The sequence below is a fragment of the Shewanella sp. 4_MG-2023 genome (genome assembly GCF_030548015.1).
In the GTDB taxonomy this organism is placed as follows: domain Bacteria; phylum Pseudomonadota; class Gammaproteobacteria; order Enterobacterales; family Shewanellaceae; genus Shewanella.
On sequence record NZ_JAUORL010000007.1, the window covers coordinates 154,627 to 179,760 of the forward strand.

Genomic DNA, 25,134 nt, shown 5'->3' on the forward strand with positions numbered 1-25,134 from the left:
CTTCTTTCTTTGGGTGCTATTTTTCCAATCTCCGTTTGGATTAACATCGTGGGTTTTCCACCCACACCCGACCAAAAGGGTATCAACAGCAATACCCTCTTGGATCACCCTGCCGCCCCCGACGAAAAATGCTGAAAAGCGCATGATTTTCGATGGGGATTGATCCAGCTTTTTACTTCGTTTTTTGCTAACTTCAGACTTATTCGAAAATGCTAACGCTTCCGATGGTGCATCCATGCACCGCGAAAGCTATGCTCACATCCATGTGAGCATCACGCTATTTTCTTCAACGCCCTCAATTCAAATTGAGCCTTTTAGCAGATTAGACTCTTGATCTTTTGAGCCTTTTAGCTCTTAAATTTATCACGAATACAGTCAAATCGAAGAAATGAAAATCCCAGTGTAGATGCAGCAGCGAGCTTCCAAAACAGGGATGTTTTGACAGAGCTTACATGGACGTACTTGCAGCGTCTCGCAGTTGTATCTGCACATAAGGTCGCTCTTTCACATCCATGTGATCGCGACATTTGTATATCCTATACATCACCTGCGGCAGGCAATGGATTAAGTTGAAGTTATGGTCTTCCGTAATTTAGCCAATAAAAATGAAGTATAAAGTTGGTGCTGGTAACTCGTTTATGCCCCAAAGTTTGATAGAAAGGAATTTCATCAAATTTTAAGCCTAGAAGTTTGAGTTACTTTTCCTCATGCATAGAACTCTGCCTATGTGGCCACATTTGCTGTACCACTACAGATAGTGGAAACGATTGAAGTAAAGGCAGGAACACCTCTGTAAGGGTTCCTGCCTTTAATAAGAAACGACTAAATTACAGATTAGCTTTGTATATCTCTTTGAAGCTATTTATGGGAGTTATGGAGATCTCATTCACTTCAGCTAATAGCTGACCTTGACTACACCCAGTAAACTTAAAGGTGTAAGTTATATCAATGGACGCTTTACCTATATCAGGATAGACACCAAATGTATCGTAAATGTTGACTTTCTTAGTATCTAAATAAAAAGATTCATTTTTTAATAAAACAGGCGACTCGATATTTTCATACCATCTATTTGTATCAAACAAAACGCTCATTAATTTATTAGGATAACGAACGTTTTTTACTGAACCTGTACCACCTACCGAGATGCTTAAAGGATGCTTACTGTTACTCTGAGAAACACTTAGTCTGTTCAAACCTGTGCCACCGTAGTCAGCTATTCGCGTCTCATGATATGGGTTACTGAAATCATCATAATCATTGATAACGTAAACATCATTACCCCAACCATTAACTGATTTACCAAATGTGTTAAGAGCAAACCTTACTTTACGGGCATCTTCATGTTGTCTGCTGGTACCAGCTTGATAAGGGACCCATCCTGTCGGTAACTTTGGTGAAAACCAGCCATCATAGGTATTAAAGGCTACTTTATTGGGAATTGCGCTTCTTTCCGAAGATGCTTTTCCTGTAACGTGGCCTTTTTCACTTAATTTCATCAACCCTGTTGCTTCGTCGAAAGTAGAAAAACTTGCGGATTGAGACATTGTAAATTGTTTACTTTCGAAATGTGCAATTAACTCTTTTCTCTTATCTTCCCAATTACTCCAAACGCGATCCTTGTAAGCTTTTCGTTCTTCTGGCGATTTAGATGAGCTATTTCCAACCTTACTAGTTAAGCTGTCGTAGGGTATTGAACAAAAAGCAATGGTTCCATTATATATGTCGTTAGCACTGGGTTCAAAATCACCCAAATATGATTGTAGATCCATACTCTTGCACCCACTCATGGATACAGCCATAGTAAATAGCAACGGCATACAGACTGCTTTTTTCATTAATGTTTTTTCCTTTATAAAAATGTTAATTCGTCGAGGGTTAATGAATAAAAACTTCTAAAAGAGCGCTGTTTGATTTTTAAATCGGCAGCTAGCTATATAGGTTAATGGCTATATTTCACCCTTGAAGTATTGAACCGCATGCCCAGACAATAATTTTGTATTATTCAGCGGTCAACTTGTAGCACTAAAGTATTAAATGTTACCGTTATGTGTACTCAAAGGCAAGCTCAAACCCGAGGTGCTCTGGTCAACAAAAACTGATCAGAGCTTCTCTTGTAGTGGTTCAGCAAAACTGGCCACTACTTTTGTAGTCAATTGATGTGTTTGGCATAGAATAAGTTATCAGAAAGTTCAGCTGCACTTGTTCATCGTAACTCGGAATTGTCCACAAATGAGTTACTACATCAGTCCTCGTCAAAACAAAAAGCCTCAATATTTTCATATTGAGGCTTTGTTATATTTCAATACCTATATAAAAACCTTAAGCACTTTCAATAATCTGCTTTAGATCCGCAACCAGCTCTTTATTCAAAATCTGTGGTATTTTCCCGGGTTGGGCTTTAGGTTTAAACACTGCAAACTTTTCCCCTTGTGGTGATACTAAAACATAGCTGGCGCTGTGATCCACTTGGTAATCTTCGCCGTCGCCAACCATGGCGTAGGCAAAACCTAAATCACGAGTAAAAGGAAATAGCTGAGCGTGATCGGCAGTAACGGCTTTGAAATCGCGGTTAAAAAAATTGATGTAATCTAAACGTTTAGTTTGGCTGTCCCTTGCGGGGTCCACTGACACAAACACCACTTGAATATTGTCGCTTACTGCTTGCAACTCTGGGTAGGCGGCATTGAGTTTATTAAGGGTTGTTGGGCAAACATCTGGGCATGAAGTAAAGCCGACAAATACTAAACTCCACTTACCTAAAAGCTGCTCATTGGTAAAGGTATTCCCCAATTGGTCTTGCATACTAAAAGGTGCCAGTGGTCTTGGGTTATCAAACAAATAACTTGTTTCAAGTGCCAGATCCGGCCTTGATTTAGTGGCAGTGGCGATTGTTGCGGATGAACTTTTTTGACTAGGGAAAAGCGTAGCAACAGCGACGCCCAAGCCCAGCATAATGAAAGCTAACGCGATAATTTTTTTCACTCATTCACTCCATTATTTTTATCTTTACGTTCACTGTTTTTATCTTCAACTTCACCATGGCGATAAGCACTGATAAAGCGAGTTATACCCATAAGTAGTGATCAACTAATAGCACTAAAAATAAAATCATTAAGTGATAAATCGAGAACTTAAACACATCCATCGCCAGCCCTGGTTTGTCGTGATACTTAAGTTGCCAGGCTTTATAAATAAAGCCACAACTTAGAATGGTTGAACCCACAAGATAAACGGGGCCACACATGCCAACCAGTACTGGCAATAAACAGGCAATAGCCAGTAACAAGGTATATAACAAGATACAAGTTTTAGTAAACTCAACCCCATGGGTGACTGGCAGCATTGGGACATCGACTTTGGCGTATTCTTTTCTACGGTGAATCGCCAGTGCCCAAAAATGCGGCGGCGTCCAAGTGAAGATGATGATAACCAGTAATAGTGCGTTGCCATGTAATTCGTTGGTGACAGCAGTCCAACCCAATAAAGGTGGCATTGCCCCAGCTAAGCCGCCAATGACAATGTTTTGCGGGGTAGCGCGCTTAAGATAAGCGGTATACACCACTGCATAACCGATTAAGCTGGCAAAGGTTAACCATGCGGTAAGTGGGTTAACTAAGGTAAACAAAATAACAAAACCGCCTAAGCCGATAGAAGTGGCAAAGGTCATGGCTTTGATTACCGAGACCTTGCCTTTTGGTAATGGGCGGTTATAGGTACGCGCCATTAAACCATCAATGCGGCGATCAATTAAGTGGTTATAAGCCGCCGCTGCCCCCGCCATCATGGCTATGCCTATCATGCCAAAGATAAGCGGCTGCAATGGCACTGCGCCGGGCAATGCTAAGCACATTCCCACTAGTACTGTCAGTAACATCAGGGCGACCACTTTGGGTTTGGTCATTTCAAAATAGGCGCGCCAAGGTAATTGCGCGCTGCTGGTGCTTGCTGGTATAGACAGAGATTTAGCCATAATAGAATCCTTGCTTAAGCTTTACGCCACAGCGCGTAGTTGATGAAAATAACGGTAAGTAACAATAGCGCTGCGCCGCCGTTGTGCGATACAGCAATCCCTAAAGGCAAATGCATGACAATATTGCTGATGCCAAGGCCCACTTGAATGATCACTAGGGCAAATAACAGCCAAGCACTTTTACGTATTGTGCGAGAGCGTGCTTTAAGTAATTTAAATCCTAACCACACTAAACAGGCAGCGGTAATCACGCCCCAAATACGATGAGTAACATGGATTGTCATGCGGGCAGGGTATTCCAATACGCCATATTCAAAGCTTGGATGTGTCCCTTGAAACGGTGAAAAAGCATCAGCAAATTGCAGATTATCGACCCAGTTACCTTCACATATTGGCAGGGCGGTACAGGCTAATGCTGCGTAATTCGATGACGTCCAGCCGCCCAAAATAATTTGAACCGCCAGTACAATTAAGCAGAACATGGCAAAGGGGGCGAGTTTTCTGGCATAAGTGTCACCACCAGGGATCCGCAGTGGCCGGGTACGTAAATACAGCAGTAGCAGTAAAGCGAATAAACTAAAGCCACCAATTAAATGCCCCATGACTACGATGGGCATTAATTTCATGGTGACGGTCCACATACCTAAGGCGGCTTGAAAGAGCAGTAGGGCGGAAATCAGTATGGGTAGCTTTTTGGGCGCATCGGCTCTTTTTAAGCAGATGATAAGGATGGTTAAAATCAGTAATCCAAGAGTGCCAGCGATATAGCGGTGGATCATTTCCAGCCACGCCTTGTCAGGCTCTAGCGTTTGATTTGGGAATGCAGTCTCAACTTTTGCTATTGCATCAGGCGCGCTAGGCACCACAAGATGACCATAGCAACCTGGCCAATCAGGGCAGCCAAGCCCTGCATCTGACAGCCGAGTGTAGGCACCCATTAATATCACCGTAAAGGTAAATACTAAGGTAAATTTGAGCAGGTTTTTTATCACCATTACCCGACCCTCGATAGTTTAAGCATCTTACGTAAATCGCCAATCATCGACTTACCTTGGGCAATATTTTCTTGCTCGCCCATAATACCTGGGTATTTCATGACTAGGCTGCCAAGGGGATCGACAATAATCATTTGCTGCTCTGTCAGTAATGCGGCCATTGCAGGGCTGGCACTGGCTGTAGCAAACGGCACTTGCAGTTTAGTTAAAATTGCGGTGTCGCTATCTGGGGTGAGTAAAATAATTGGGCTGACGCGATCTTGATGTTTACCTAAGGCGATATGGCTTTGATGCATGACATACAAACGTTGCTGACATTGTTCTAGGCATTGGTTTGGTAATAAATACACCAGCTGCCACATATGCGGCTGCGGGTTGGTCATGGCTAAGGTTTGATAATTAAGTTGTGCGCCGATTAGCTCACCTTTGTTAGTGGCGGCGCCGTTATATAAATCTAGGCTCAAGACTAATTTAGCCATAGCCACCGGTAAAATAAATACCAGCAGCAGTAGATATAATGTCTTGTTACCTTTAGGTTTTGCTGGGGAGTTCATACTTGCTCCTCTTGTTACGACTGTTTTTGTTATAGGATGAGTTTTTTTTACTTAAGTCACTATTTTTAATTTAGTTACTCTTGTATTTAGGTTTTAACTTTAGGTCTTAATTTTAGGCTTAAATGTTTTCCAACCAAGCCATAGCATTAGCGATAAAAATACTGCTGCCATGGTGAACCATTGCAATGCATAGCCTTGGTGTTTTTGGGCTGACAGTGGAATAGGTGTCCATGGTTTTGCTAGTGTCATGTTCGGTGTTATATCTGGCTGCAGTACTGCCGGTGCCAGTTGATGACCTATTTTCTCTGCTAAGGCCACGAGATTTAAATTTTGAAAACGGATCACGTCACGGTTTTCTACTGTAAATTGTTCCACATAAAGTTGGTCACTTAAGGGATTGGTTTGGCGCTGATACACTCGACCTGTGAGCTGATATTGCGCCGCAGGCAATGGCGCTAAATCGGGTAATATGCGGCGGTCTTTATTCGCTGCAGTAAAGCCTAGTTCAACCAGTAGCCATGGCTCTGTGGCTGATATTGCAAATACTTGATAAGCCAGATAACCCACTTGGCCGTTATAAACTTGATTATCAAGCAGTAATATTTGTTCATTAACGGGCTTAGCGGTGACTTTAATGCGATAACCCGTTAGTGGACCGCTGCTATCTAGCGTTAAAAAAGTGTGGTAATCCAATTCACTGGACGCTTGCCTTTCACTTAAGGTGGCTTGCCAAGCTTGTTTTTGAATTCCTCTATCAAGTTGCCATAAACCGAGCTTGACCAAAATAGAAAACACACTCACAGTAACAACTAGCAATAACCCAGTAGAAAGTCGCCAAACGCGCAAAGGAGAGCCCGTGGGAACCTTAGATACCTTAGTTATTTTCAAGCTTGTTTTAGTACTGCTGCTTGTATTCATATTATTTAATTTAGCCAGAGCCCTATTTATTATGGTTAAAGCGGAAAATAAACAATCTATGAGCCAATATTTAGGTCGTCGAGTGATCTTTTCTGCGTTAGTGATGTTGTTATTGTTACTGGCCTTAGGATTTGGCTGGATAAGCCCAAATCCTAGACCTTATTAGCTTTGCAGCCTTATAAGACGTACACGAAAATAAATAAGCATAACCACACCACATCAACAAAATGCCAATACCAACTTCCGGATTGAAAGGCGAAATGATTATCTGGGGTGAAGTGACCTTTCAATACTCTAAAGAACAGGATTATTAGAAATACTGTGCCTAAGGTGACGTGCATACCGTGAAAGCCAGTTAGCAAAAAGAAGGTGTTACCATAAATCCCTGAGGTGAGTGTGAGCCCCATTTCTTGGTAGGCATGGACATACTCTTCAACTTGTAAAAACAAGAAGCCGATACCCAGCAAAATAGTCAGTCCTAACCAAACCTTCAGTGCGCCACGTTTTGATTTTTCTAACGACACATGGGCAAAGTGCAAGGTGACTGAAGAGGTCAGTAGAATGAGGGTGTTATACAGCGGCAATCCGCCCCAACCCATGGCTTCAGTGGTGGTACCATCTGGGGTTTTCACTAGCGGCCAAATGGCTTCAAATGTTGGCCACAATACCTCATGGGTCATGGCATTATTTGATGCACCGCCGAGCCAAGGTATTGCTACCATTCGAGCGTAAAACAATGCCCCAAAAAATGCCCCGAAAAACATGATTTCTGAGAAAATAAACCAGCTCATGCCTTGTCTAAAAGAGCGATCCATTTGCGCTGAATATAAACCTGACATTGACTCATCAATGATATTTTTAAACCAGCCAAACAGCATAAATATAATTACAGCAATACCCGCGATTAGGGTGTAGCCGCCAGAAGATTGTTCAGTTGAAAGTTGTTGGATGTAGGTACCTGCGCCAAATGCAATCAGAAATAATCCGATAGCGCCGGTAATTGGCCAGATACTTTGCGCTGGCACGTAATAGTTTTCATGTTTTGTTGTCATCTTGCTGCTCCTTGCTCTATGGCTGCAGTCTGCTTGTCTGTAATATCATAGAGGGTATAAGAGAGAGTCAATGTGTTAATGGATTCAGGTAAATCCGCATCCACGTAAAAAATTAACGGTAATTCAGCATCGGCCATTGCTGCTAGGGGTTGCTGATTGAAGCAAAAGCACTCGGTCTTATTAAAATAAGCCGCGCCTTGGCCTGGCGATACCGAGGGTATTGCTTGGCCTACGAGGTTATTTGAAGATAAGTTTTTCGCTAAAAACGCAGTACGTGTGAGTTCGCCGGGGTGAACCTGCATGCGGTTCACTTTTGGCACAAACTCCCACGGCATATTGCTTTGTACTTGGGCAATAAACTCAATGGTTACAGTACGGTCTTTATCAATCACCACAGCCTCATAACTGCTGGCAGTACTTTGGGTTTTTCCATTAATCCCCAAGGCATCGCAAAGCACGTCATACAAAGGCACTAGCGCAAAACCAAAGCCGAACATACCTATTGAACCCAGTACTAGGCCAATAAGTAAATTACGGTTTGATTTTGTTGGCTGGCTCATATCATTTAACCTCTGGTGGGGTGGTAAATGAGTGATAAGGCGCAGGACTGGCAATAGTCCACTCTAACCCTTCAGCACCTTCCCATGGGTTATCCGCAGCTTTTTCGCCGCCCTTGATACATTTCAGTACCACAGCGAGGAAAATCAGTTGTGATAAACCAAAGGCAAAACCACCAATAGAGACAATTTGGTTTACGTCAGCAAATTGAATTGCATAGTCTGGAATACGACGTGGCATGCCTGCTAAGCCTAAAAAGTGCATTGGGAAAAACAGTACATTCACTGAAATAACACTGCACCAGAAATGCCAACGACCTAATGTTTCGCTATACATGTATCCTGTCCATTTCGGTAGCCAGTAATATGCTGCAGCCATAATGGAGAATACTGCGCCAGTCACCAGTACATAATGAAAATGCGCTACCACAAAGTACGTATCATGGTATTGGAAATCCGCTGGGGTGATCGCTAGCATCAAGCCAGAGAAGCCACCGATGGTGAATAAGATGATGAATGCAATGGCGAACAGCATCGGGGTTTCGAAGGTGATTGAGCCGCGCCACATAGTTGCAACCCAGTTAAACACTTTCACCCCAGTAGGTACTGCGATTAACATGGTGCAGTACATGAAGAATAGCTCTGCAAATACTGGCATCCCGGTGGTGAACATGTGATGCGCCCAAACTAGGAAGGACAAAATCGCAATACTTGAGGTGGCGTATACCATGGAGGCATAACCGAAAAGCTTTTTACGGCTAAAGGTGGGAATAATGGCCGAGATAATCCCGAATGAAGGTAAAATCATGATGTAGACTTCGGGGTGGCCAAAGAACCAGAAAATATGCTGGAACATCACAGGGTCGCCGCCGCCAGCAGCATCAAAGAAGCTGGTGGCAAAGTATTTATCAGTCAGTACCATGGTTACTACACCTGCCAATACCGGCATCACTGCTATTAGCAAGAAGGCGGTAATCAGCCAAGTCCAGACGAACAATGGCAGCTTCATCCAAGTCATACCCGGAGCACGCATATTAACAATGGTCACCACCACGTTAATGGCACCCATGATCGAGCTTATGCCCATAATGTGTACTGAGAACACAAATAATGCTGTGCTATCAGGGCTATAGGTTGTTGACAGTGGTGCATAGAAAGTCCAGCCAAAGTTGGGTCCTCCACCTTCCATAAATAGCGAGCTAAGTAGAATCGCAAACGCGAAAGGTAAAATCCAAAAGCTCCAGTTATTCATCCGCGGTAGTGCCATATCTGGCGCACCAATCATCATTGGAATGAGCCAGTTAGCTAAGCCGGTAAAGGCTGGCATGACTGCGCCAAATACCATAATCAAGCCATGGACTGTGGTCATTTGGTTAAAAAAGTTAGGTTCAACTAACTGTAAACCGGGTTGGAATAACTCAGCACGAATGACCATGGCCATTGCGCCGCCGGTTAAAAACATAATGAAACTAAACCACAGATACATTGAACCAATATCTTTATGGTTAGTGGTTAAAACCCAGCGCATAATGCCTTTTGGCGCCCCATGATGATGGTCATCATGGTGATCGTCGTGAGCGGCTGGTGAATCTTGTGTAATTGTGCTCATTTTAATCCCTTACTTTCCGTGACCAACAACATCAGCAGCCTGAACTGCATCGCCAGAGTTATTACCCCAGGCATTTCGCTCATAAGTCACCACTGCAGCAAGCTGTTGTGGCGTAAGTAGCGAGTTAAATGCTTGCATAGCCGTGCCAGGTTTACCATTGATGACAATATTAAGATGATCCGTCACTGGACCGACGATGAGTGGGCTGCCTACTAATGAAGGGAACGCGCCAGGTAAGCCAGTACCAGCAGCTTGGTGACATGCAGCGCAGCTAGTCATATAGACTTGCTCGCCCATGGTCATTAACTCATCCATCGTCAAGTCATCCAATACCACAGCTTTAACTTCTGCTGCTTGTGTTGCCGCTTCAGTCACAGCTTGTGTTGCAGTGTCTTCAAGTTGTTCAGCTGTAGGTAAGCTTGCTGGTAAAGTCACAGGCGTTGACGTGTCTGCGGTAGAAGTGCCTGCACTAGGAGCGTCAGCAGTGGTTGGTGTAGCGCTAGAATTTGTCCCATTGCCACTCACATCAGCCGCTTGCACGGTATCGCCAGAGTCATTACCCCAAGCATTACGCTCATAAGTGACTACTGCAGCAATTTCAGTTGCCGTTAGCTGCTTGGCAAACGCTTGCATCGCAGTGCCAGGCTTACCATTAACGACAATATCGATATGGCCAGACACTGGGCCTTTAATCATTGGACTGCCAATTAGGGAAGGGAAGACGCCAGGTAAACCAGCACCATTAGGTTGGTGGCAAGCCGCGCAGCGACCCATGTAGATTTGTTCGCCTTGGGCCATTAACTCGTCATAGCTAAGGGTTTGGCTCAGTGAGGCTTGTGCAGCGGCTTTAGCATCAGCAGCAAATTGCTTTTGGTCGATTAGCCATTGGTCAAAGTCTGCTTCTGAAACGGCTTCAACAACAATAGGCATAAAGCCATGATCTTTACCGCATAGTTCGGCACATTGGCCTCGATAAGTACCTATTTTATCGATTTTAGTCCAAGCTTCATTGATGAAACCAGGATTTGCATCTTTTTTAACGGCAAATGCTGGTACCCACCAAGAGTGGATAACGTCATCCGAGGTCATTAAAAAACGTACTTTACGATTTATTGGTAAAACCAGCGGCTTATCGACCTCTAAAAGATAGGTGTCGGTTTTATCTGCGGTGCCAGTAATTTGGTCTGCTGGGGTAGATAATAAACTGAAAAACTCGACATCTTCATTGAAATAGCTGTAATGCCATTTCCATTGAGAGCCCGTCACTTTGACTGTCAGTTCAGCATCGCTGGGATCTTCCATAGCAATCAGCGTTTTTGTTGCTGGGATTGCCATGCCAATTAGGATTAGAAATGGCAATACTGTCCAAGCTATTTCAACCTTGGTACTGTCATGAAAGTCGGCTGCAACTGCACCCTTAGATTTTCTGTGATAGATCATGGAATAAATCATGATCCCAAAGACCACGACACCAATGGCGCAACAGATATACAAAATAATCATATGCAGGTCGTAAACCTGGCCACTGATCTCTGTTACACCTTGAGTCATGTTTAAGGGCATCTCTGCCGCTGTGAGTGGGGTTGCAAGCAACGCCACCATTAATCCGTACAACAATCGCTTCACAAGACTACTCCTCTGCTAATTGCGAATTGCAATTACAAAGAAAAGCCACACAGTAATACTCTGCTCTATGCAAACTTTTCATACCCGAAAAAGTTTGATCATTTCAAAGTACACGGTGGCTTTGAGCTTGAAAACTCAATTATGTTATTACGTTACGGTGCCACACTTGTACCTAATACTGAACTTATCAATTATATTTGACGCTTTACATTCAAGGCTTTCTATACCGCACGGTACCAGCTCAATCTTTTAATAGCGTTTGTATCTTTTTGACATTTATTCTCGGCAGTACGATAAATTGTTACTACCTTGTTAACTACATTACTTGGAGATTAAATATTGATCAAGATCACTTTATCATCTAATTTGCTGAAAAAAGTGCAAAAAAAAGCCCCTCAGCGTAGTGAAGGGCTTTTTTAGTCATATTTTACTAGTGAAACGAGGTAAGGTTTACCCGAGTCTGTACTGCTAAAGTTTGCGTTAATGGGTCGCCTTCAGGTAAGTGAGTATTTACATCTTCAATGATAAGCCCTTGGGCTAAGGCATTTTTGGCAACCAATTGAATGCGGCGATTGTCGCGGGCATCTAATGGTGGTGTCCAAGTAATTACTGCACTTGAAGTACCGTTAGTGAGCGCTTTTTCCATCGCCCACAGGGTTTCGACTTCATCTTTGGTGTGAACTAACAATACTCTGTCCATACGAACATTGGCATTAGCAAGAATTTGCTTATAACCGATATGCGGCGGATTAATCAGTACAATCCAACGGCCTTGCTGACTTAAAATGGCTAACTGACTGCATAATTGAGTCAATTCAGTTAAGCCTTGGTTTTGGGTGCGCTTGGTTTCAATCCCTTGTTTAGTGGGTAAGGGATCAGATGCCATATCTACCCATAATCCAGGGTGACGCGGTGCATTGCCTATTAATGTGTTCATAACCAACCTCCATTACGAATAACGCCAACAGCAAGCCCTTCAATCGTTAGGTTTTGGCAACTTAAATCAACTTTAATCGGCTCATACTCTGCATTTTCAGCATGTAAATAAATAATATTGCCTTTCTTTTCAAATCTTTTCACGGTTACATCGTCTTCAAGACGTGCCACTACAACTTGACCATTGGTGGCAGTTTGCATTTTATGCACTGCTAATAAGTCGCCCTCTAAAATACCAATGTCTTTCATACTGTCGCCACGAACGCGTAGTAAGAAATTAGCATTGGGCTTAAACATTTCTGGGTCAACTTGGAAATACTGTTCAACATGCTCTTGAGCAAGGATAGGTTCACCTGCAGCAACTTGGCCGATAAGTGGTAAGCCTGCTTCAACTTCCTCCTCCACCTGCACCATGCGGATCCCGCGAGAGGTACCAGGAATAATTTCAATACAGCCTTTTTTTGCCAGTGCTTTTAAGTGTTCTTCAGCGGCATTGGCGCTTTTGAAGCCTAATCGAGTTGCAATTTCTGCACGAGTTGGCGGCATACCTGTTTCGGCGATATTACATTTAATTAGCTCTAATATTTCAGCTTGGCGTGGCGTTAAAGGTCTCATATTGATTCCTGTTTTTTTATACAGTGACTGTCATTATATACAGTATCGGTGGTCGCGCAAGTATTAACCAAATTAATTTAACTATTATCATCTAATTCTTGTTGGCTATATATGGGGGCACGGTTAAGTATATGTAATTTAATTATTTAGTTAATGAAGGTAAGTCAGCTTTTTAAACCGATGAAATTGGCTATTTCTCACATCGTTTGTTTAAACAGTATATTTATACAGTAGTGTTGATTGAAAATAGGTTGGTTGTTATTCGGATATGGCTATTTTTACTGAACAAATATTCTCTGTATAGACCCTTGTTAGTGAAACTGAACCATTATCTGGTATTCTATGGCCAATTAATTGATGTTGAATATGCGAACACTCATGTTAAAACCTGACTCAATCATAGCAAAATCATTACGTTGGATTCAAAAACTGATGGTGCACACGGTTGTTGTGCCTGAAGATCCCTTTGCCGATCTGAACTTAGACCCAGATAAACCAGTGGTCTATGTGATGAAGACAGAATCACTCAGTGATATTGCGGCATTAAATGAAGTGACCGCCAAATATGGCTTACCGAGCCCTTATGAGCGACTAGACGTTGATGGCTTAAATACCCCTAGAATTGTGTGTATTGAAGGTCGTAAGCCTCTATTTGGCAAGCGTTTAAGTGGCGAAAAATTTGTTGATAACTTCACCAGCTTATTAGCCTTACATAAAAAAAATGATCAACTTGATATTCAATTGGTGCCAGTGAGTCTGTATTGGGGACGTATCCCTGGTAAAGAAGATGACACCATGACCGCAGCCGTATTTGAGCGTGAAAACCCGACCTGGTTACGTAAATGGTTGATGATTTTGTTCTTAGGTCGCCATAGCTTTATTCAATTCTCAAATGCTATGTCGCTACGTTATATGGCTGATGAACACGGCACTGATGTCAGTATTGCGCATAAACTTATCCGTGTGGCGCGAGTGCACTTTAGACGCCAACGTAAAGTGATGACAGGCCCACAACTGCCAAATCGTCAGGCAATGTTCAACTCATTATTAAAGTCTGATGCCATTGCTCAAGCGATAAAAGAAGAAGCGCTTAATAAAAAAATTCCTGAAGACAAAGCCCGCGAAAAAGCGATTCAGTATTTAGATGAAATTGCAGCGGATTATTCAGACAGCTTAGTGCGTATTGCTGAGCGCTTTCTTACTTGGTTGTGGAATAAGTTATACAGCGGTATTAGCATTAAAAGCGCTGAAAAAGTGCGTAAGCTGCATCATGATGGTCATGAAATTGTCTATGTGCCTTGCCATCGTAGCCACATGGATTACCTACTGCTGTCGTATATTTTGTATTACCAAGGCATGGTGCCGCCGCATATTGCCGCCGGTATTAATTTAAACTTTTGGCCAGCAGGCCCTATGTTCCGCCGTGGTGGTGCTTTCTTTATTCGTCGTAGCTTTAACGGTAATAAACTTTATACCGCAGTGTTTCGTGAGTATTTAGATCAGTTATTTGCTAAAGGCTATTCGGTTGAATACTTCACCGAAGGTGGTCGTTCTCGTACCGGTCGTTTATTAGCGCCTAAGACCGGCATGTTAGCGATGACAGTTAACTGTGTACTGCGGGGCATTGAACGCCCAGTAACCTTAGTGCCAGTTTATCTTGGTTATGATCATGTGATGGAAGTGTCCACCTATCATAAAGAGTTAAGCGGTAAGAAAAAGCAAAAAGAATCAGTGTGGCAGGTCTTTGGTGCGCTGCGTAAATTAGGCAACTTTGGCCAAGGTTACGTTAACTTTGGCGAGCCAATCAATGTGCAGCAATTTTTAAATCAACAATCGCCAAATTGGCGTGAAGAAATTGCTCAAGATCCGGATCAAAAGCCATCATGGTTAACGCCAGCAGTAAATGTATTGGCCAATAAAGTGATGACTAACATCAATGGCGCCGCCGCAGCGAGTTCGGTGACATTAGCAAGTATGGCGCTGCTGGCTTCAGAGCAAAACGCCCTGCAGCGCAGTGAGCTTGAAACCCAGCTAGACCTCTACCTGAAAATCTTAAAGGATGTTCCTTATACTGAGTATGCGTCGGTGGCTGAGGGCTCAGCTCATGACCTAGTTGAGCAATGTTTGTCGCTGAATAAATTTACCTCAACCACAGATGCCATCGGCGAAATTATCGCAATTGAAGATAGCTCAGTGATTGCGATGAGCTATTATCGCAATAACATAATTCATCTAATGGCAGTGCCTTCATTAATCGCCAGTTGCTTGGTGCAATATGAAGAATTTAGCCGAGAAAAAATCCAGCAAATTGTTAATGATTTTTACCCATTATTGAAAGCTGAGCTGTTTATGGGCATTGAAGATTTAAGTGCCTATGTGGATCAAGTGCTTGATTTGTTTGTTGAACAAAAGCTAATTTCCGGTAGCGATCACTTTGAAGTCAATCAAAGTAATGTCACTCAGTTAATGTTATTGTCCGCCACGGTCAGTGAGACCCTACAGCGTTACGCGATTATCTTTAATTTACTGGCTTACAAACCAGAAATTGAGCGTTCTGATTTAGAAAGCGCCAGCCATTTATTGGCTCAGCGTTTAGGTGCTTTGCATGGAATTACTGCGCCTGAGTTTTATGATAAAAAGCTCTACAATAATTTGAGTGTGAAATTAAAAGAATTAGGGTATTTATCCGCTAACGATAATCAATTTGAAGTCATCCGAATACGTGATCATGCCAATGGTATGCTGCGTTTATCTGTTCGAAAAACCATTGTTGATAGTGTCACAATGGAACATGGGTAATAACTAATTTTATGAGTTCGACACAATCTCAACCGCAAAATAAATCCTTATTGGGCGGTGCTATGATCATCGCCGGTACCACAGTCGGTGCTGGTATGTTTTCTTTGCCTGTGGTCAGTGCAGGCATGTGGTTTGGCTATTCATTAGTCATGTTAATTGGTATTTGGTTTTGTATGCTGGTGTCAGGTCTGATGCTACTTGAAACCAATTTGCATTTTAAACCCGGTGACAGTTTTGACACCTTAACTAAGGTAACCTTAGGCCAGTTTTGGCGGATTATTAACGGGTTATCTATTGCTTTTGTGTTGTACATCCTGACCTATGCTTACATCAGTGGTGGTGGCTCGATTGTTAATCACACCCTTGCGGGGATGGGGATTAACTTACCTCAACCGATCGCAGGGTTAGTGTTTGCCGTCGTACTTGCTGCAGTGGTGATCATCAGTACCAAAGCGGTTGATCGCATTACCACCATTATGATTGGCGGGATGTTAATTACCTTTTTTCTCGCCATCGGAAATCTGCTGATTGATATTGATAGCGCAAAATTATTAATGCCAGATGGTGAGGCGAGTTTCTCGCCTTATATTTTAGCGGCGCTACCTTTTGGGCTGGCCAGTTTTGGTTACCACGGCAATGTGCCAAGCCTAGTTAAGTATTACGGCAAACAACCTAAAGTGATTTTAAAAGCCATCTTTATTGGTACGTTTATCGCCTTAGTGATTTATAGCTGCTGGTTAGTGGCAACCATGGGCAACATTCCCCGTAGTCAGTTCAGCGACATTATTGCCCAGGGCGGCAATATGGGTGTGTTAGTGGGCGCTCTGTCAGATGTGATGGCGAGTAAATGGCTTAATACCATGTTGACCTTGTTTGCTAATCTTGCTGTGGCGTCATCATTCTTAGGGGTGACCTTAGGCTTGTTTGATTATCTAGCTGACTTATTTGGCTTTGAAGAAAGCAATAATGGCCGCATTAAAACAGCTGCGATCACCTTTATCCCGCCGACAGTATTAGGTTTGTTATTCCCTAATGGTTTCTTGATTGCCATTGGCTTTGCGGCATTAGCGGCGACCATTTGGGCGGCGATAGTGCCAGCCATGATGGCATACAAATCGCGCAAAATGTTCCCTGATGAGAAGAGCTTTAGAGTCCCAGGTGGTACGCCATTGATTGTGGTGATTATTGCATTCGGTGTCATCACCGGCGCATGTCATTTGTTGGCGATGGCTGATTTACTGCCAGTTTATAAATAATACTTTAGCTAGATAAAGTGGTGTTTAAACACCGAAATGACCTCCAAAAAGCCCTTTGAAAAGGGCTTTTTTTATGGGCGTTTTCTAGCAAGTAAGGATGTGACTGTTAGCATTTTGACTAGAGGTGTGTGTAATTTACGACTTGTGACCGATAGTGACTAGCCATGGCTTGCTGATACTGTTGTCTATATAAGACTATGATTTTAAGTTGTATTTATTATTTAAATGTCTTTTTTTATACGAATAACCAACCATTATTGCCAACTCGACTTTAGCTTTAAAAGTGTCTTAACTTAAAGAGTGTTGTCATTTAGGTTCAGCTTAAACCTTTATTCTTATAAGTCATTATCAACAGCAGGGTGAGGTGTATGAAGGTGTCACACTATAAACAAGGGCAACCTTGTTGGGTCGAACTTGCCAGTCATGATTGGTATGCCGCGAAAGCATTCTACCAAAGCCTATTTCAGTGGCAGGCTGATGATATGCCCATGCCTGAGGGTCATTACACTATGTTGCAGTTAGCGGGTGATGACATTGCGGCTATGTATCAAATGCCCAAAGAGATGGAGAGTTTGCCAACCCATTGGCAGCTTTATTTTGCCGTTGATGATGTTGAGGCGACAATTAAAGCCATTAGGCTTGCGGGTGGACAAATTATTGCAGGCCCTCACTCTGTTGGTGATTCAGGGATTATAGCTGTGTGCCAAGATCCTGATGGCGCACGATTTTCAATCTGGCAGGCCATTAACCATATCGGCATTAAGCGCTCATTTGAGCCCAATACTTTGTGCTGGGTTGAATATATGTGCCGCGATCTGGCCACATCAACCGATTTTTATACCCAAGCGCTTGGCTTTGAGACTAACAGCCTTGATATGTCTTCAATGGGCATAGCTGATTACGTGCAATGGCTGGTGGATAAGCAAGCCATTGGCGGTATGATGCAAATGACGTCCGAGTGGGGTGATACCCCGCCCCATTGGATGCTGTATTTTAGTGTGCAAGATTGTGATGCTATGGCTCAAGATGCCGAAGCTCTAGGCGGGCGAATTTGTGTCCCGCCTACGGATATTCCGGATGTTGGTCGTTTTGCGGTGATTGATGATCCCCAAGGCGGCACTTTTTCAATTATTGCATTGACCGAGGTAGCGTCTGAAGTAGAATAATTGCTTGAAAGTTAAACTGTAAATCTAATCAAGGAAGACTTATGACACTCACAAAGGACGAAAAACTCGCGGTAATTCAAAAGAAAATGACCATGGTGGCAGTCATTGATTTTCCTGGCACGTTATTAATGGCGGCGGGTTTATATGGCTTGTTTGCAGGTTTTGATACAGCGGCTTATCCGATGCTGGCGAAGCCAATACTGCTGTTTGCTATGGTTGGAGTCGGAGGTTGTATTATGGTTTGGGGTCTTTTAAGGATGATGCAACTGGCACGAGAAAAGCAAGGCGTACTCAGTGAACCAAGCTAACAAGCTTATATTCAGCTTGTGGCTTTATAGATAAAAAGGCGCCTTAAGCGCCTTTTTTAGAGTTTATGAGTGACTTTGTAAACCTAGTTACTGAGTTTACGACCATAGATTAGTAAATAAATGGCTGGAATAACAAACAGCGATAGCAGCGGCGCAGTGACCATGCCACCAACCATAGGTGCGGCAATTTTCTGCATCACTTCGTTACCGGTTCCTGTGCCCCACATTATCGGCAGTAAGCCAAAAAATATGGTCGCAACTGTCATCGCTTTGGGGCGAATCCGCATTACAGCACCTTCAATCAATGCTTGGCGTAAATCATCTTTGCTATTGAGAGTGTCATGATGTTTTCGGTCTTTTATACTGTTGTTGAGATACACCTGCATCACCACGCCAAATTCAGCGGCGACACCCGCAAGGGCAATCATCCCCACAGATACCGCAACCGAAAAGTTGAAGTTCAGCAAATATAAAAACCAGGCACTGCCTACTAAGGCAAAGGGTAAACTCAGCATAATTACTGAAGCTTGAGCAAACGAGTTAAAGGTCAGCATCAGTAATATAAAAATAACTGCCAGCATTAGTGGAATGACTAACTCCATCTTGGCTTCAACACGCTGCATATATTCATATTGACCCGCAAAGCTGTAGCTATAACGTGCTGGCAAAGTGATTTGCTGGCCTAAGGCTATTTGCGCTTGCTCGATATATTCGCCGATAGAAATATCTTTAATATCGACAAACACCCATGAGATTAAACGGCCATTTTCACTGGCAAGCATGGGCGGTCCATCACTGATGGTGATGTCGGCTAAAACGCTTAATGGCAGATATTTACCGGTTTTGGTTAATACCGGTAAATCTCTGAGTTTTTCGATGCTGTCACGTAACTCTCGTGGATAACGAATGTTAATTGGGTAACGTTCTTGACCTTGAATTGATTCCCCTATATTCATACCGCCTATGGCGATTTGCACCACATCTTGGATGTCACTTAGGGTCATACCATATCGAGCTGCATTTTTTAGTTTCGGCTCAATATCGATATAACGTCCACCACTACTTCGCTGCGCAAATGCTGATGTTGTGCCTGGCACTTGGCTCATTACCGCTTCGATTTCAGCGCCAATTTTTTCCAGTTCGGCCACATCTGAACCCGATATTTTAATGCCGACAGGTGTTCTAACCCCGGTGGACAGCATATCGATACGGGTTTTTATCGGCTGCACCCATGCGTTAGTCATGCCGGGCACTTTCACCGTTCTCTGTAATTCAGCAATAATAGATTCTAAGGTCACGCCTTCACGCCATTGAGCATGTGGTTTAAGCATGATGGTGGTTTCAAGCATGGTTAATGGTGCAGGATCGGTAGCGGTCATCGCGCGGCCCACTTTACCAAATACTCTTTTGACCTCTGGTACCGTTTTAATCAATCTATCGGTTTGCTGTAAAATTTCAGCGGCTTTACCTGCACTGACACTTGGCAGGGTTGTAGGCATATAAAGTAAATCACCTTCAGCGAGTTCTGGCATAAACTCAGAGCCCATCTTTGTCATCGGATAGTAAGCACTGGCTAAAATGACCAGCGCTAATAAGATGGTGAATTTAGGAAATTTTAATACCAGTTTGAGTAATGGCTGGTATATGGCAATCAAAAATCGACTGATGGGGTTTTTGCGTTCATCAGGGATATTACCGCGCACAAAATAACCCATTAATACTGGGTTCAAGGTGATGGCCAGTATTGCAGAAGACGCCATAGCAAAGGTTTTAGTAAACGCCAGTGGGTGGAATAAACGGCCTTCTTGAGCTTCCAGTGCAAATACAGGAATAAAGCTTAAGGTGATGATTAGCAGGCTAAAGAATAGCGCAGGCCCTACTTCAACAGAGGCCTCTTTAATTAGTTGCCAGTGGGCTTCACCTTCGGGTGGTTTACCGTGCTCAGCCCGATATCGCTCTAAATGTTTATGGGCGTTTTCTACCATGACAATGGCGGCATCGACAACGGCGCCTATGGCAATGGCAATACCTCCTAAGCTCATGATGTTGGCATTAACCCCCATAAAATGCATGATAATGAAACTGCTTAATATAGATAATGGCAGGGTGATTATGGCAACCAGTGTTGAGCGAGCATGTAATAGAAATAGTAAGCAAACTAGGCCAACGACCAGCATCTCTTCCATCACTTTGTGCATCAGATTATCCACAGAATTGAGGATAAGTTCTGAGCGATCGTAAGTGATAACTAATTCAACCCCTTCAGGTAAACCGCTTTCAATTTGCTTAATCTTTTGTTTAACATTATTAATGGTTTCAAGGGCATTCTCGCCATAGCGCATAACCACAATGCCGCCAACGACTTCACCTTTACCATCAAGTTCAGCAATACCACGACGCGCTGCAGGGCCTGTTCGCAGCTGCGCCACATCTTTCATTAATACTGGTGTGCCAGCATCAGATAACACCCCTAAAGGAATTTCGGCAAAATCTTCAATGTTTTGTCGATAGCCCGATGAAGTAATCATGTACTCGGCTTCGGCCATTTCAATAACCGAGCCACCGACAGAGCTATTAGAGCTTGCTAGCGCATTTTTAACCGTCATCAAATCGATTTGATAAAGGGCGAGTTTATGTGGGTCGACCACGATTTGATAAGATTGCTCCATGCCGCCAATCGTAGCAATTTCAGATACGCCTTCGACACTTTGTAATTCCAGTTTTAAAAACCAGTCTTGCAATGAACGCAGCTGGGCTAAATCGTGATTACCTTGTCTATCGACTAAGGCGTATTGAAATACCCAACCGACACCAGAAGCATCAGGCCCTAAAGTGGGGCTAACGCCCTCTGGAAGCTGATCTTGGGTTTGCGATAGGTATTCTAAAACTCGTGACCGAGCCCAGTAGATATCGGTATTATCTTCGAAAATGATATAGACGAATGAGTCGCCAAACATCGAAAACCCACGTACGGTTTTCGCCCCAGGTACAGCCAGCATCGCTGTGGATAATGGATAAGTAATTTGATCTTCGACTAACTGCGGTGCTTGACCTGGATATGAGGTCTTAACAATCACTTGCACATCAGATAAGTCCGGCAGGGCATCCAATGGGGTGGTGCGCATGGCTTGATAACCGATCACTGCAACCACTAAGGTGAGTAATAACACCATCGCACGTTGCTTTATCGAAGCACTGATTATTTTCTCTAGCATGAGAGTGCTCCTTAGTGGTTATGGGCTGCAGGCGCTTTATCTGCGCCGCTTAAACGTAACAAGCTACCTTGAATACTGGCTTCTGAATCAAGCAGGAACTGCCCTGAAACCACCACATGGTCGCCTTCATTGATGCCTTCAATGATCTCTGCTTTCCCTTGCGCAATGATGCCGACTTTTACAGGTACCGAAGTAAATCCGCTATCGTGACGCTGAACTACTACTCGATTTTCACGGCCGGTTAATATCAGTGCTTCTGTGGGAATAGTAATAATGTTGCGTTTAGGGCCGCCAAATAAAGACACATCCACTAAGGTTCCTGGTCGTAGGCTTGCATTTGGATTGGCTAATTTTACTCTGACACGCATGGCGCGAGTGACAGGGTCGAGTTCTGGATAGATATAATCAATGTCAGACTCAAGATCAAATAAGCCTTGGGCCGATGCAGTGACTTCTGCAGGACGGCCTTTTTCTAGCCAGCTTTGTTCATTTTCAAACACATCGGCAATGACCCAAACCGTGGATAAGTCGACTAATTCTATTAAGGCATTACCCGGTTGGATATACATGCCATCACGAATGTCCATTTGGCTGACAACCCCATCTTGTGGGGCATAAAAAGGCACTCTAAAAACAGTTTCGCCGCTGGTTTCTAATTGTTGAATAATTTTTGATGACACCCCTAAAAGCGCTAAACGTTGGCGGGCTTTACGCTCGAGAATGCCGCCACGTTGATTGTCTTGCTCCAAATAATCAAGCGCTTGTAAATAGTCATCTTGAGCATTAATAAGTTCAGGTGAATAAAGCTCATACATGAGCTGACCTTTTTTTATTTTTTGGCCAACATTATTAATATGCAGTTTTTCCACCCAACCAGTCACTCGAGCATGAACATGGGTAATGCTGTCTTCGTTATACTCAACGGTGCCGATGGTTTTAACCAGGCGCCATAGGGTATCTCTTTCAACTTGTTGAGTGCGCATGCCTAAAGCTTGCTGCATGCCGCCAGATACGCCAACCACGATTTCTTCTGTCGCAGCGCCCATGGTGACTTTTTCTAAATTCATACCACAAATAGGGCAAGTGCCTTGGGTGTCAGAAACAATATGCGGGTGCATTGGGCAGACATATTTAATGCTTGGCTCTGCATCCGAGGGTAATAGGCTTGGTTTAACAGTATTAAACACTTTATCAGCAACACTCTGTGTGGGTTGCACTGCTAGGGTTTCAGTCTGTTCATCTTGTGCATGCTGATGTTGGCTATGGTCGACTTCTTCCTCTTCCTCTTTAACCACTAACAACATATTGCACTTAGGGCAGCGGTCACCTTGTTTGTGGCTGCTAACTTCAGGGTGCATTGGGCAGATGTAGGTGGTTTCGGCGCTATGGTCTATGGCAGCCTCAGGGCTAACTTCTTCTAAGAACATATTGCATTTAGGACAAGTATCACCTGATTTATGACTAATAACTTCAGGGTGCATTGGGCAGATGTAGGTCGTTTCGGCGCTATGGTCTATGGCTGGCTCAGGGCTAACTTCTTCTAAGAACATATTGCACTTTGGGCAGGTATCACCGGACTTATGACTAATAACTTCAGGGTGCATCGGGCATGAATAGCTGGCTTTTTCTGCATCATGCTGATGCTGGTGAGTCGAAATATGACTATGTGTTGCTGCTTGTTGAGCAGCGACTGGGTTAGTGCATAACCCAGCTAGAAAACCCGCAATGGTGATCAATAAAATAGCGTGTTTCATCATAACCTCAAAATACGGCTGGCAAATAAAGCGAACCGTTTATAAAAACTGTAAATACTAGCAAGTATAGGTGTTTAGCTATGGCACAGAGGACAGTGCTAGGCTAAAAATATTCTGTCAGTAATTTAACTAATCGGAGGTCGAAATTCTGGAAGGGTTTTATGGAAGAAAAAGTGTGGCACTGCAGTGGCATCAGCCTTGCTGTTGACTGCTTTTGCGAGAAGGATATCAAATGTGAGCAAATGCCCTGTCATCGAGATAGTAATGCAGTGACCACAATCGATAGCGCAGCCATTTTTGCTGTCACAACAGCTTTGATCAGCTTTTTTCGATTGGAGCATTGAGCCATCGTCACAACAATGAGTCGTTTTTTGCGGGGCTTGTTCAGTCATAGATGAATGACAATTAGGGGTATCGGCACTGCTGTGTTGCTTCAGATTTGCTTGGGATGTTTTGTCGTTAGGCATTAACATCTCTGCTGATGAGCGCATGAGAGGGTTAGCGACCATAGCGTAACCATTAGTTATCAACCCTTGGCCTAAAATGGCAAAGAGGGTGATAAAAACGATTATTTGGTGCGTTAACTTAGTGCTCATGCTTTTCCAAAGTGTGTAGCCATCAATAACAATTAAATAGCGCAATAATCTAGTGATAAATCAAGAATCAAAGCTAAATTAAGTTGCTGATGATCTGGCTTAATATAACCCGAAACAATACCCGCAGCAATAAACAGCTTCAGAATATTTATACTCGCTCAAACTAACTAGTGGCAGAGGCTATAATGATTCTATAGCGCAATAAACCTGATTTTTTTACAGTATATTGCAAAGGTAGGTTAATTGTCATTTTTGTGAAGGCTACTTTGCGATTTTGCTATAGCTGTATTAAGTTTAAAGGAGTCAAATTAATTATCATTGAGCCTCAATAGTTAGATCTTGATCTCATTTTGAGCATATACTGGTAACTTATTAATTAAAACATGTTCTTAATTCGTTTTTTTATGGGCAAAACAACCTAGAATAGATTTACTATTTTTAGAACTTAAAATTTATATTTTAGAGTTTAAAAATTATAAATTATAAAACTGTTAACTGGAGATGTCCGATGAACTGGCGTGCACTATTTAAACCGAGCGCAAAATATTCTATTATCGCACTGATTGTAGTGGGTATTATTTTGGGTGTAGTGGGCTATTTCGCCACTCAACAAACTTTACATGCAACAAGTTCAGATGAATTCTGTATGAGTTGTCATAGCAATCACTCATTGAAAGATGAAGTACTAGCTTCAGCACATGGCGGCGGTAGCGCTGGCGTGACTGTTCAATGTCAAGATTGTCACCTTCCACACGGCCCAGTTGATTACTTGGTTAAAAAGATTATCGTATCTAAAGATTTATACGGTTTCGTAACTATTGATGGTTTCAACACTCAAGCTTGGTTAGATGAGAACCGTAAAGAACAAGCAGATATCGCACTTAAGTACTTCCAAGCAACAGATTCTGCTAACTGCCAACATTGTCATACGCGCATCTATGAAAACCAGCCTGAGACTATGAAGAAAATGGCTGTCAGAATGCATGAGCGTAACGCTAAGCAAGAAGGCGACAAGAGAAAGACTTGTGTAGATTGTCATAAAGGTGTTGCTCACCCTTACCCTAAAAAGTAAGTGACGATTCATAATCAGGAGTGATGACCTGATTAAGAAAAAACCTCGCCTAGGCGTAATGCCGTTCACTTAACGTGAACGGCTTTCTTTTTTATGGGGTATCGGTCCTTCGAACACTTCAGCACTCTAGGGT

General features: G+C 43.1%; 21 protein-coding genes. 6 read left to right on the top strand and 15 right to left on the bottom strand.

What is annotated here, in order from left to right; all coding sequences use genetic code 11:
- Positions 1-827: 827 nt before the first annotated feature.
- From Q4546_RS05985 to Q4546_RS06010, 6 genes are all read right to left on the bottom strand, one after another.
- Positions 828-1,838 carry a hypothetical protein gene (locus tag Q4546_RS05985; RefSeq protein ID WP_303445896.1) on the bottom strand — a complete coding sequence of 337 codons (1,011 nt, stop codon included), beginning with the start codon at positions 1,836-1,838 and terminating at the stop codon, positions 828-830.
- Positions 1,839-2,322: 484 nt separating this feature from the next.
- Complete coding sequence (locus Q4546_RS05990; protein WP_102440180.1) at positions 2,323-2,955, bottom strand: SCO family protein; 633 nt, start codon at positions 2,953-2,955, stop codon at positions 2,323-2,325.
- Between the two features lie 112 nt (positions 2,956-3,067).
- Positions 3,068-3,973 carry a heme o synthase gene (gene cyoE, locus Q4546_RS05995; RefSeq protein WP_303445897.1) on the bottom strand — a complete coding sequence of 302 codons (906 nt, stop codon included), beginning with the start codon at positions 3,971-3,973 and terminating at the stop codon, positions 3,068-3,070.
- Positions 3,974-3,987: 14 nt separating this feature from the next.
- Positions 3,988-4,968: a heme A synthase gene (locus Q4546_RS06000; RefSeq protein WP_303445898.1), complete on the bottom strand. Its 981-nt coding sequence runs from the start codon at positions 4,966-4,968 to the stop codon at positions 3,988-3,990.
- Positions 4,968-5,522 (bottom strand): hypothetical protein, encoded by a 555-nt coding sequence (locus Q4546_RS06005; RefSeq protein ID WP_102440130.1) that lies wholly within the window; start codon positions 5,520-5,522, stop codon positions 4,968-4,970. Before Q4546_RS06005 ends, Q4546_RS06000 begins: the two co-directional genes overlap by 1 nt.
- 99 nt (positions 5,523-5,621) lie before the next feature.
- Entirely contained in the window at positions 5,622-6,368 is a 747-nt protein-coding gene (locus Q4546_RS06010) for an SURF1 family protein (RefSeq protein ID WP_368506616.1), read from the bottom strand.
- A 10-nt stretch (positions 6,369-6,378) separates the two neighbouring features.
- Between Q4546_RS06010 and Q4546_RS06015 the strand changes: the two genes are divergently transcribed.
- A complete protein-coding gene (locus tag Q4546_RS06015) occupies positions 6,379-6,606 on the top strand; it encodes a DUF2909 family protein (protein WP_076538217.1) in 228 nt (75 codons plus the stop codon).
- Positions 6,607-6,616: 10 nt separating this feature from the next.
- Here Q4546_RS06015 and Q4546_RS06020 read toward each other — a convergent pair whose 3' ends face one another.
- The 6 genes from Q4546_RS06020 to lexA all read right to left on the bottom strand — a co-directional run bounded on the left by Q4546_RS06020 (position 6,617) and on the right by lexA (position 12,835).
- Positions 6,617-7,492, bottom strand: coding sequence for a cytochrome c oxidase subunit 3 (locus Q4546_RS06020; protein ID WP_076538215.1), 876 nt, complete (start codon positions 7,490-7,492; stop codon positions 6,617-6,619).
- Positions 7,489-8,052 carry a cytochrome c oxidase assembly protein gene (locus Q4546_RS06025; RefSeq protein ID WP_102440132.1) on the bottom strand — a complete coding sequence of 188 codons (564 nt, stop codon included), beginning with the start codon at positions 8,050-8,052 and terminating at the stop codon, positions 7,489-7,491. Before Q4546_RS06025 ends, Q4546_RS06020 begins: the two co-directional genes overlap by 4 nt.
- Before the next feature lies 1 nt (position 8,053).
- Positions 8,054-9,658 carry a cytochrome c oxidase subunit I gene (ctaD, locus tag Q4546_RS06030; RefSeq protein WP_303445900.1) on the bottom strand — a complete coding sequence of 535 codons (1,605 nt, stop codon included), beginning with the start codon at positions 9,656-9,658 and terminating at the stop codon, positions 8,054-8,056.
- A 9-nt stretch (positions 9,659-9,667) separates the two neighbouring features.
- On the bottom strand, positions 9,668-11,284 hold the full coding sequence (gene coxB / locus Q4546_RS06035; protein ID WP_102477281.1) for a cytochrome c oxidase subunit II: 1,617 nt from the start codon (positions 11,282-11,284) through the stop codon (positions 9,668-9,670).
- 430 nt (positions 11,285-11,714) lie between these two features.
- A complete protein-coding gene (locus Q4546_RS06040; RefSeq protein WP_303445901.1) occupies positions 11,715-12,221 on the bottom strand; it encodes a cell division inhibitor SulA in 507 nt (168 codons plus the stop codon).
- The gene (gene lexA, locus Q4546_RS06045) at positions 12,218-12,835 is read right to left on the bottom strand and encodes a transcriptional repressor LexA (RefSeq protein WP_076538206.1); all 618 of its coding nucleotides are present in this window, start codon (positions 12,833-12,835) and stop codon (positions 12,218-12,220) included. The genes Q4546_RS06040 and lexA overlap by 4 nt, the downstream gene beginning before the upstream one ends.
- Before the next feature lie 378 nt (positions 12,836-13,213).
- On the opposite strand from lexA, the gene plsB reads away from it, so the two are divergent.
- The 4 genes from plsB to Q4546_RS06065 all read left to right on the top strand — a co-directional run bounded on the left by plsB (position 13,214) and on the right by Q4546_RS06065 (position 18,364).
- The gene (plsB, locus tag Q4546_RS06050; RefSeq protein ID WP_102440136.1) at positions 13,214-15,634 is read left to right on the top strand and encodes a glycerol-3-phosphate 1-O-acyltransferase PlsB; all 2,421 of its coding nucleotides are present in this window, start codon (positions 13,214-13,216) and stop codon (positions 15,632-15,634) included.
- Positions 15,635-15,645: 11 nt separating this feature from the next.
- Positions 15,646-16,890 (top strand): tryptophan permease, encoded by a 1,245-nt coding sequence (gene mtr / locus Q4546_RS06055; protein ID WP_198589323.1) that lies wholly within the window; start codon positions 15,646-15,648, stop codon positions 16,888-16,890.
- Between the two features lie 368 nt (positions 16,891-17,258).
- Positions 17,259-18,056 (top strand): VOC family protein, encoded by a 798-nt coding sequence (locus Q4546_RS06060; protein WP_102440138.1) that lies wholly within the window; start codon positions 17,259-17,261, stop codon positions 18,054-18,056.
- Between the two features lie 41 nt (positions 18,057-18,097).
- Positions 18,098-18,364, top strand: a complete 267-nt coding sequence (locus tag Q4546_RS06065) for a hypothetical protein (RefSeq protein WP_102440139.1) — start codon at positions 18,098-18,100, stop codon at positions 18,362-18,364.
- An 83-nt stretch (positions 18,365-18,447) separates the two neighbouring features.
- Here the strand turns inward: Q4546_RS06065 and Q4546_RS06070 are convergent, their stop codons facing one another.
- The 3 genes from Q4546_RS06070 to Q4546_RS06080 form a co-directional block, all read right to left on the bottom strand.
- Complete coding sequence (locus Q4546_RS06070; RefSeq protein ID WP_303445902.1) at positions 18,448-21,579, bottom strand: efflux RND transporter permease subunit; 3,132 nt, start codon at positions 21,577-21,579, stop codon at positions 18,448-18,450.
- Between the two features lie 11 nt (positions 21,580-21,590).
- Positions 21,591-23,336, bottom strand: a complete 1,746-nt coding sequence (locus Q4546_RS06075) for an efflux RND transporter periplasmic adaptor subunit (protein WP_303445903.1) — start codon at positions 23,334-23,336, stop codon at positions 21,591-21,593.
- A gap of 122 nt (positions 23,337-23,458) precedes the next feature.
- Positions 23,459-23,929, bottom strand: coding sequence for a hypothetical protein (locus Q4546_RS06080; RefSeq protein ID WP_102440141.1), 471 nt, complete (start codon positions 23,927-23,929; stop codon positions 23,459-23,461).
- A 508-nt stretch (positions 23,930-24,437) separates the two neighbouring features.
- On the opposite strand from Q4546_RS06080, the gene Q4546_RS06085 reads away from it, so the two are divergent.
- On the top strand, positions 24,438-25,001 hold the full coding sequence (locus Q4546_RS06085) for a NapC/NirT family cytochrome c (RefSeq protein WP_102477285.1): 564 nt from the start codon (positions 24,438-24,440) through the stop codon (positions 24,999-25,001).
- The last annotated feature ends 133 nt before the right edge of the window (positions 25,002-25,134 follow it).

Coding starts and splice junctions, on each gene's coding strand:
- Q4546_RS05990 (WP_102440180.1), bottom strand. CDS start 2,955: ATGCTGGGCTTGGGCGTCGCTGTTGCTACGCTTTTCCCTAGTCAAAAA.
- Q4546_RS06080 (WP_102440141.1), bottom strand. CDS start 23,929: ATGAGCACTAAGTTAACGCACCAAATAATCGTTTTTATCACCCTCTTT.
- Q4546_RS06065 (WP_102440139.1), top strand. CDS start 18,098: ATGACACTCACAAAGGACGAAAAACTCGCGGTAATTCAAAAGAAAATG.
- plsB (WP_102440136.1), top strand. CDS start 13,214: ATGTTAAAACCTGACTCAATCATAGCAAAATCATTACGTTGGATTCAA.
- Q4546_RS06085 (WP_102477285.1), top strand. CDS start 24,438: ATGAACTGGCGTGCACTATTTAAACCGAGCGCAAAATATTCTATTATC.
- Q4546_RS06075 (WP_303445903.1), bottom strand. CDS start 23,336: ATGATGAAACACGCTATTTTATTGATCACCATTGCGGGTTTTCTAGCT.
- lexA (WP_076538206.1), bottom strand. CDS start 12,835: ATGAGACCTTTAACGCCACGCCAAGCTGAAATATTAGAGCTAATTAAA.
- Q4546_RS06060 (WP_102440138.1), top strand. CDS start 17,259: ATGAAGGTGTCACACTATAAACAAGGGCAACCTTGTTGGGTCGAACTT.
- Q4546_RS05985 (WP_303445896.1), bottom strand. CDS start 1,838: ATGAAAAAAGCAGTCTGTATGCCGTTGCTATTTACTATGGCTGTATCC.
- Q4546_RS06025 (WP_102440132.1), bottom strand. CDS start 8,052: ATGAGCCAGCCAACAAAATCAAACCGTAATTTACTTATTGGCCTAGTA.
- Q4546_RS06020 (WP_076538215.1), bottom strand. CDS start 7,492: ATGACAACAAAACATGAAAACTATTACGTGCCAGCGCAAAGTATCTGG.
- ctaD (WP_303445900.1), bottom strand. CDS start 9,658: ATGAGCACAATTACACAAGATTCACCAGCCGCTCACGACGATCACCAT.
- Q4546_RS06070 (WP_303445902.1), bottom strand. CDS start 21,579: ATGCTAGAGAAAATAATCAGTGCTTCGATAAAGCAACGTGCGATGGTG.
- Q4546_RS06000 (WP_303445898.1), bottom strand. CDS start 4,968: ATGGTGATAAAAAACCTGCTCAAATTTACCTTAGTATTTACCTTTACG.
- mtr (WP_198589323.1), top strand. CDS start 15,646: ATGAGTTCGACACAATCTCAACCGCAAAATAAATCCTTATTGGGCGGT.
- cyoE (WP_303445897.1), bottom strand. CDS start 3,973: ATGGCTAAATCTCTGTCTATACCAGCAAGCACCAGCAGCGCGCAATTA.
- Q4546_RS06040 (WP_303445901.1), bottom strand. CDS start 12,221: ATGAACACATTAATAGGCAATGCACCGCGTCACCCTGGATTATGGGTA.
- Q4546_RS06005 (WP_102440130.1), bottom strand. CDS start 5,522: ATGAACTCCCCAGCAAAACCTAAAGGTAACAAGACATTATATCTACTG.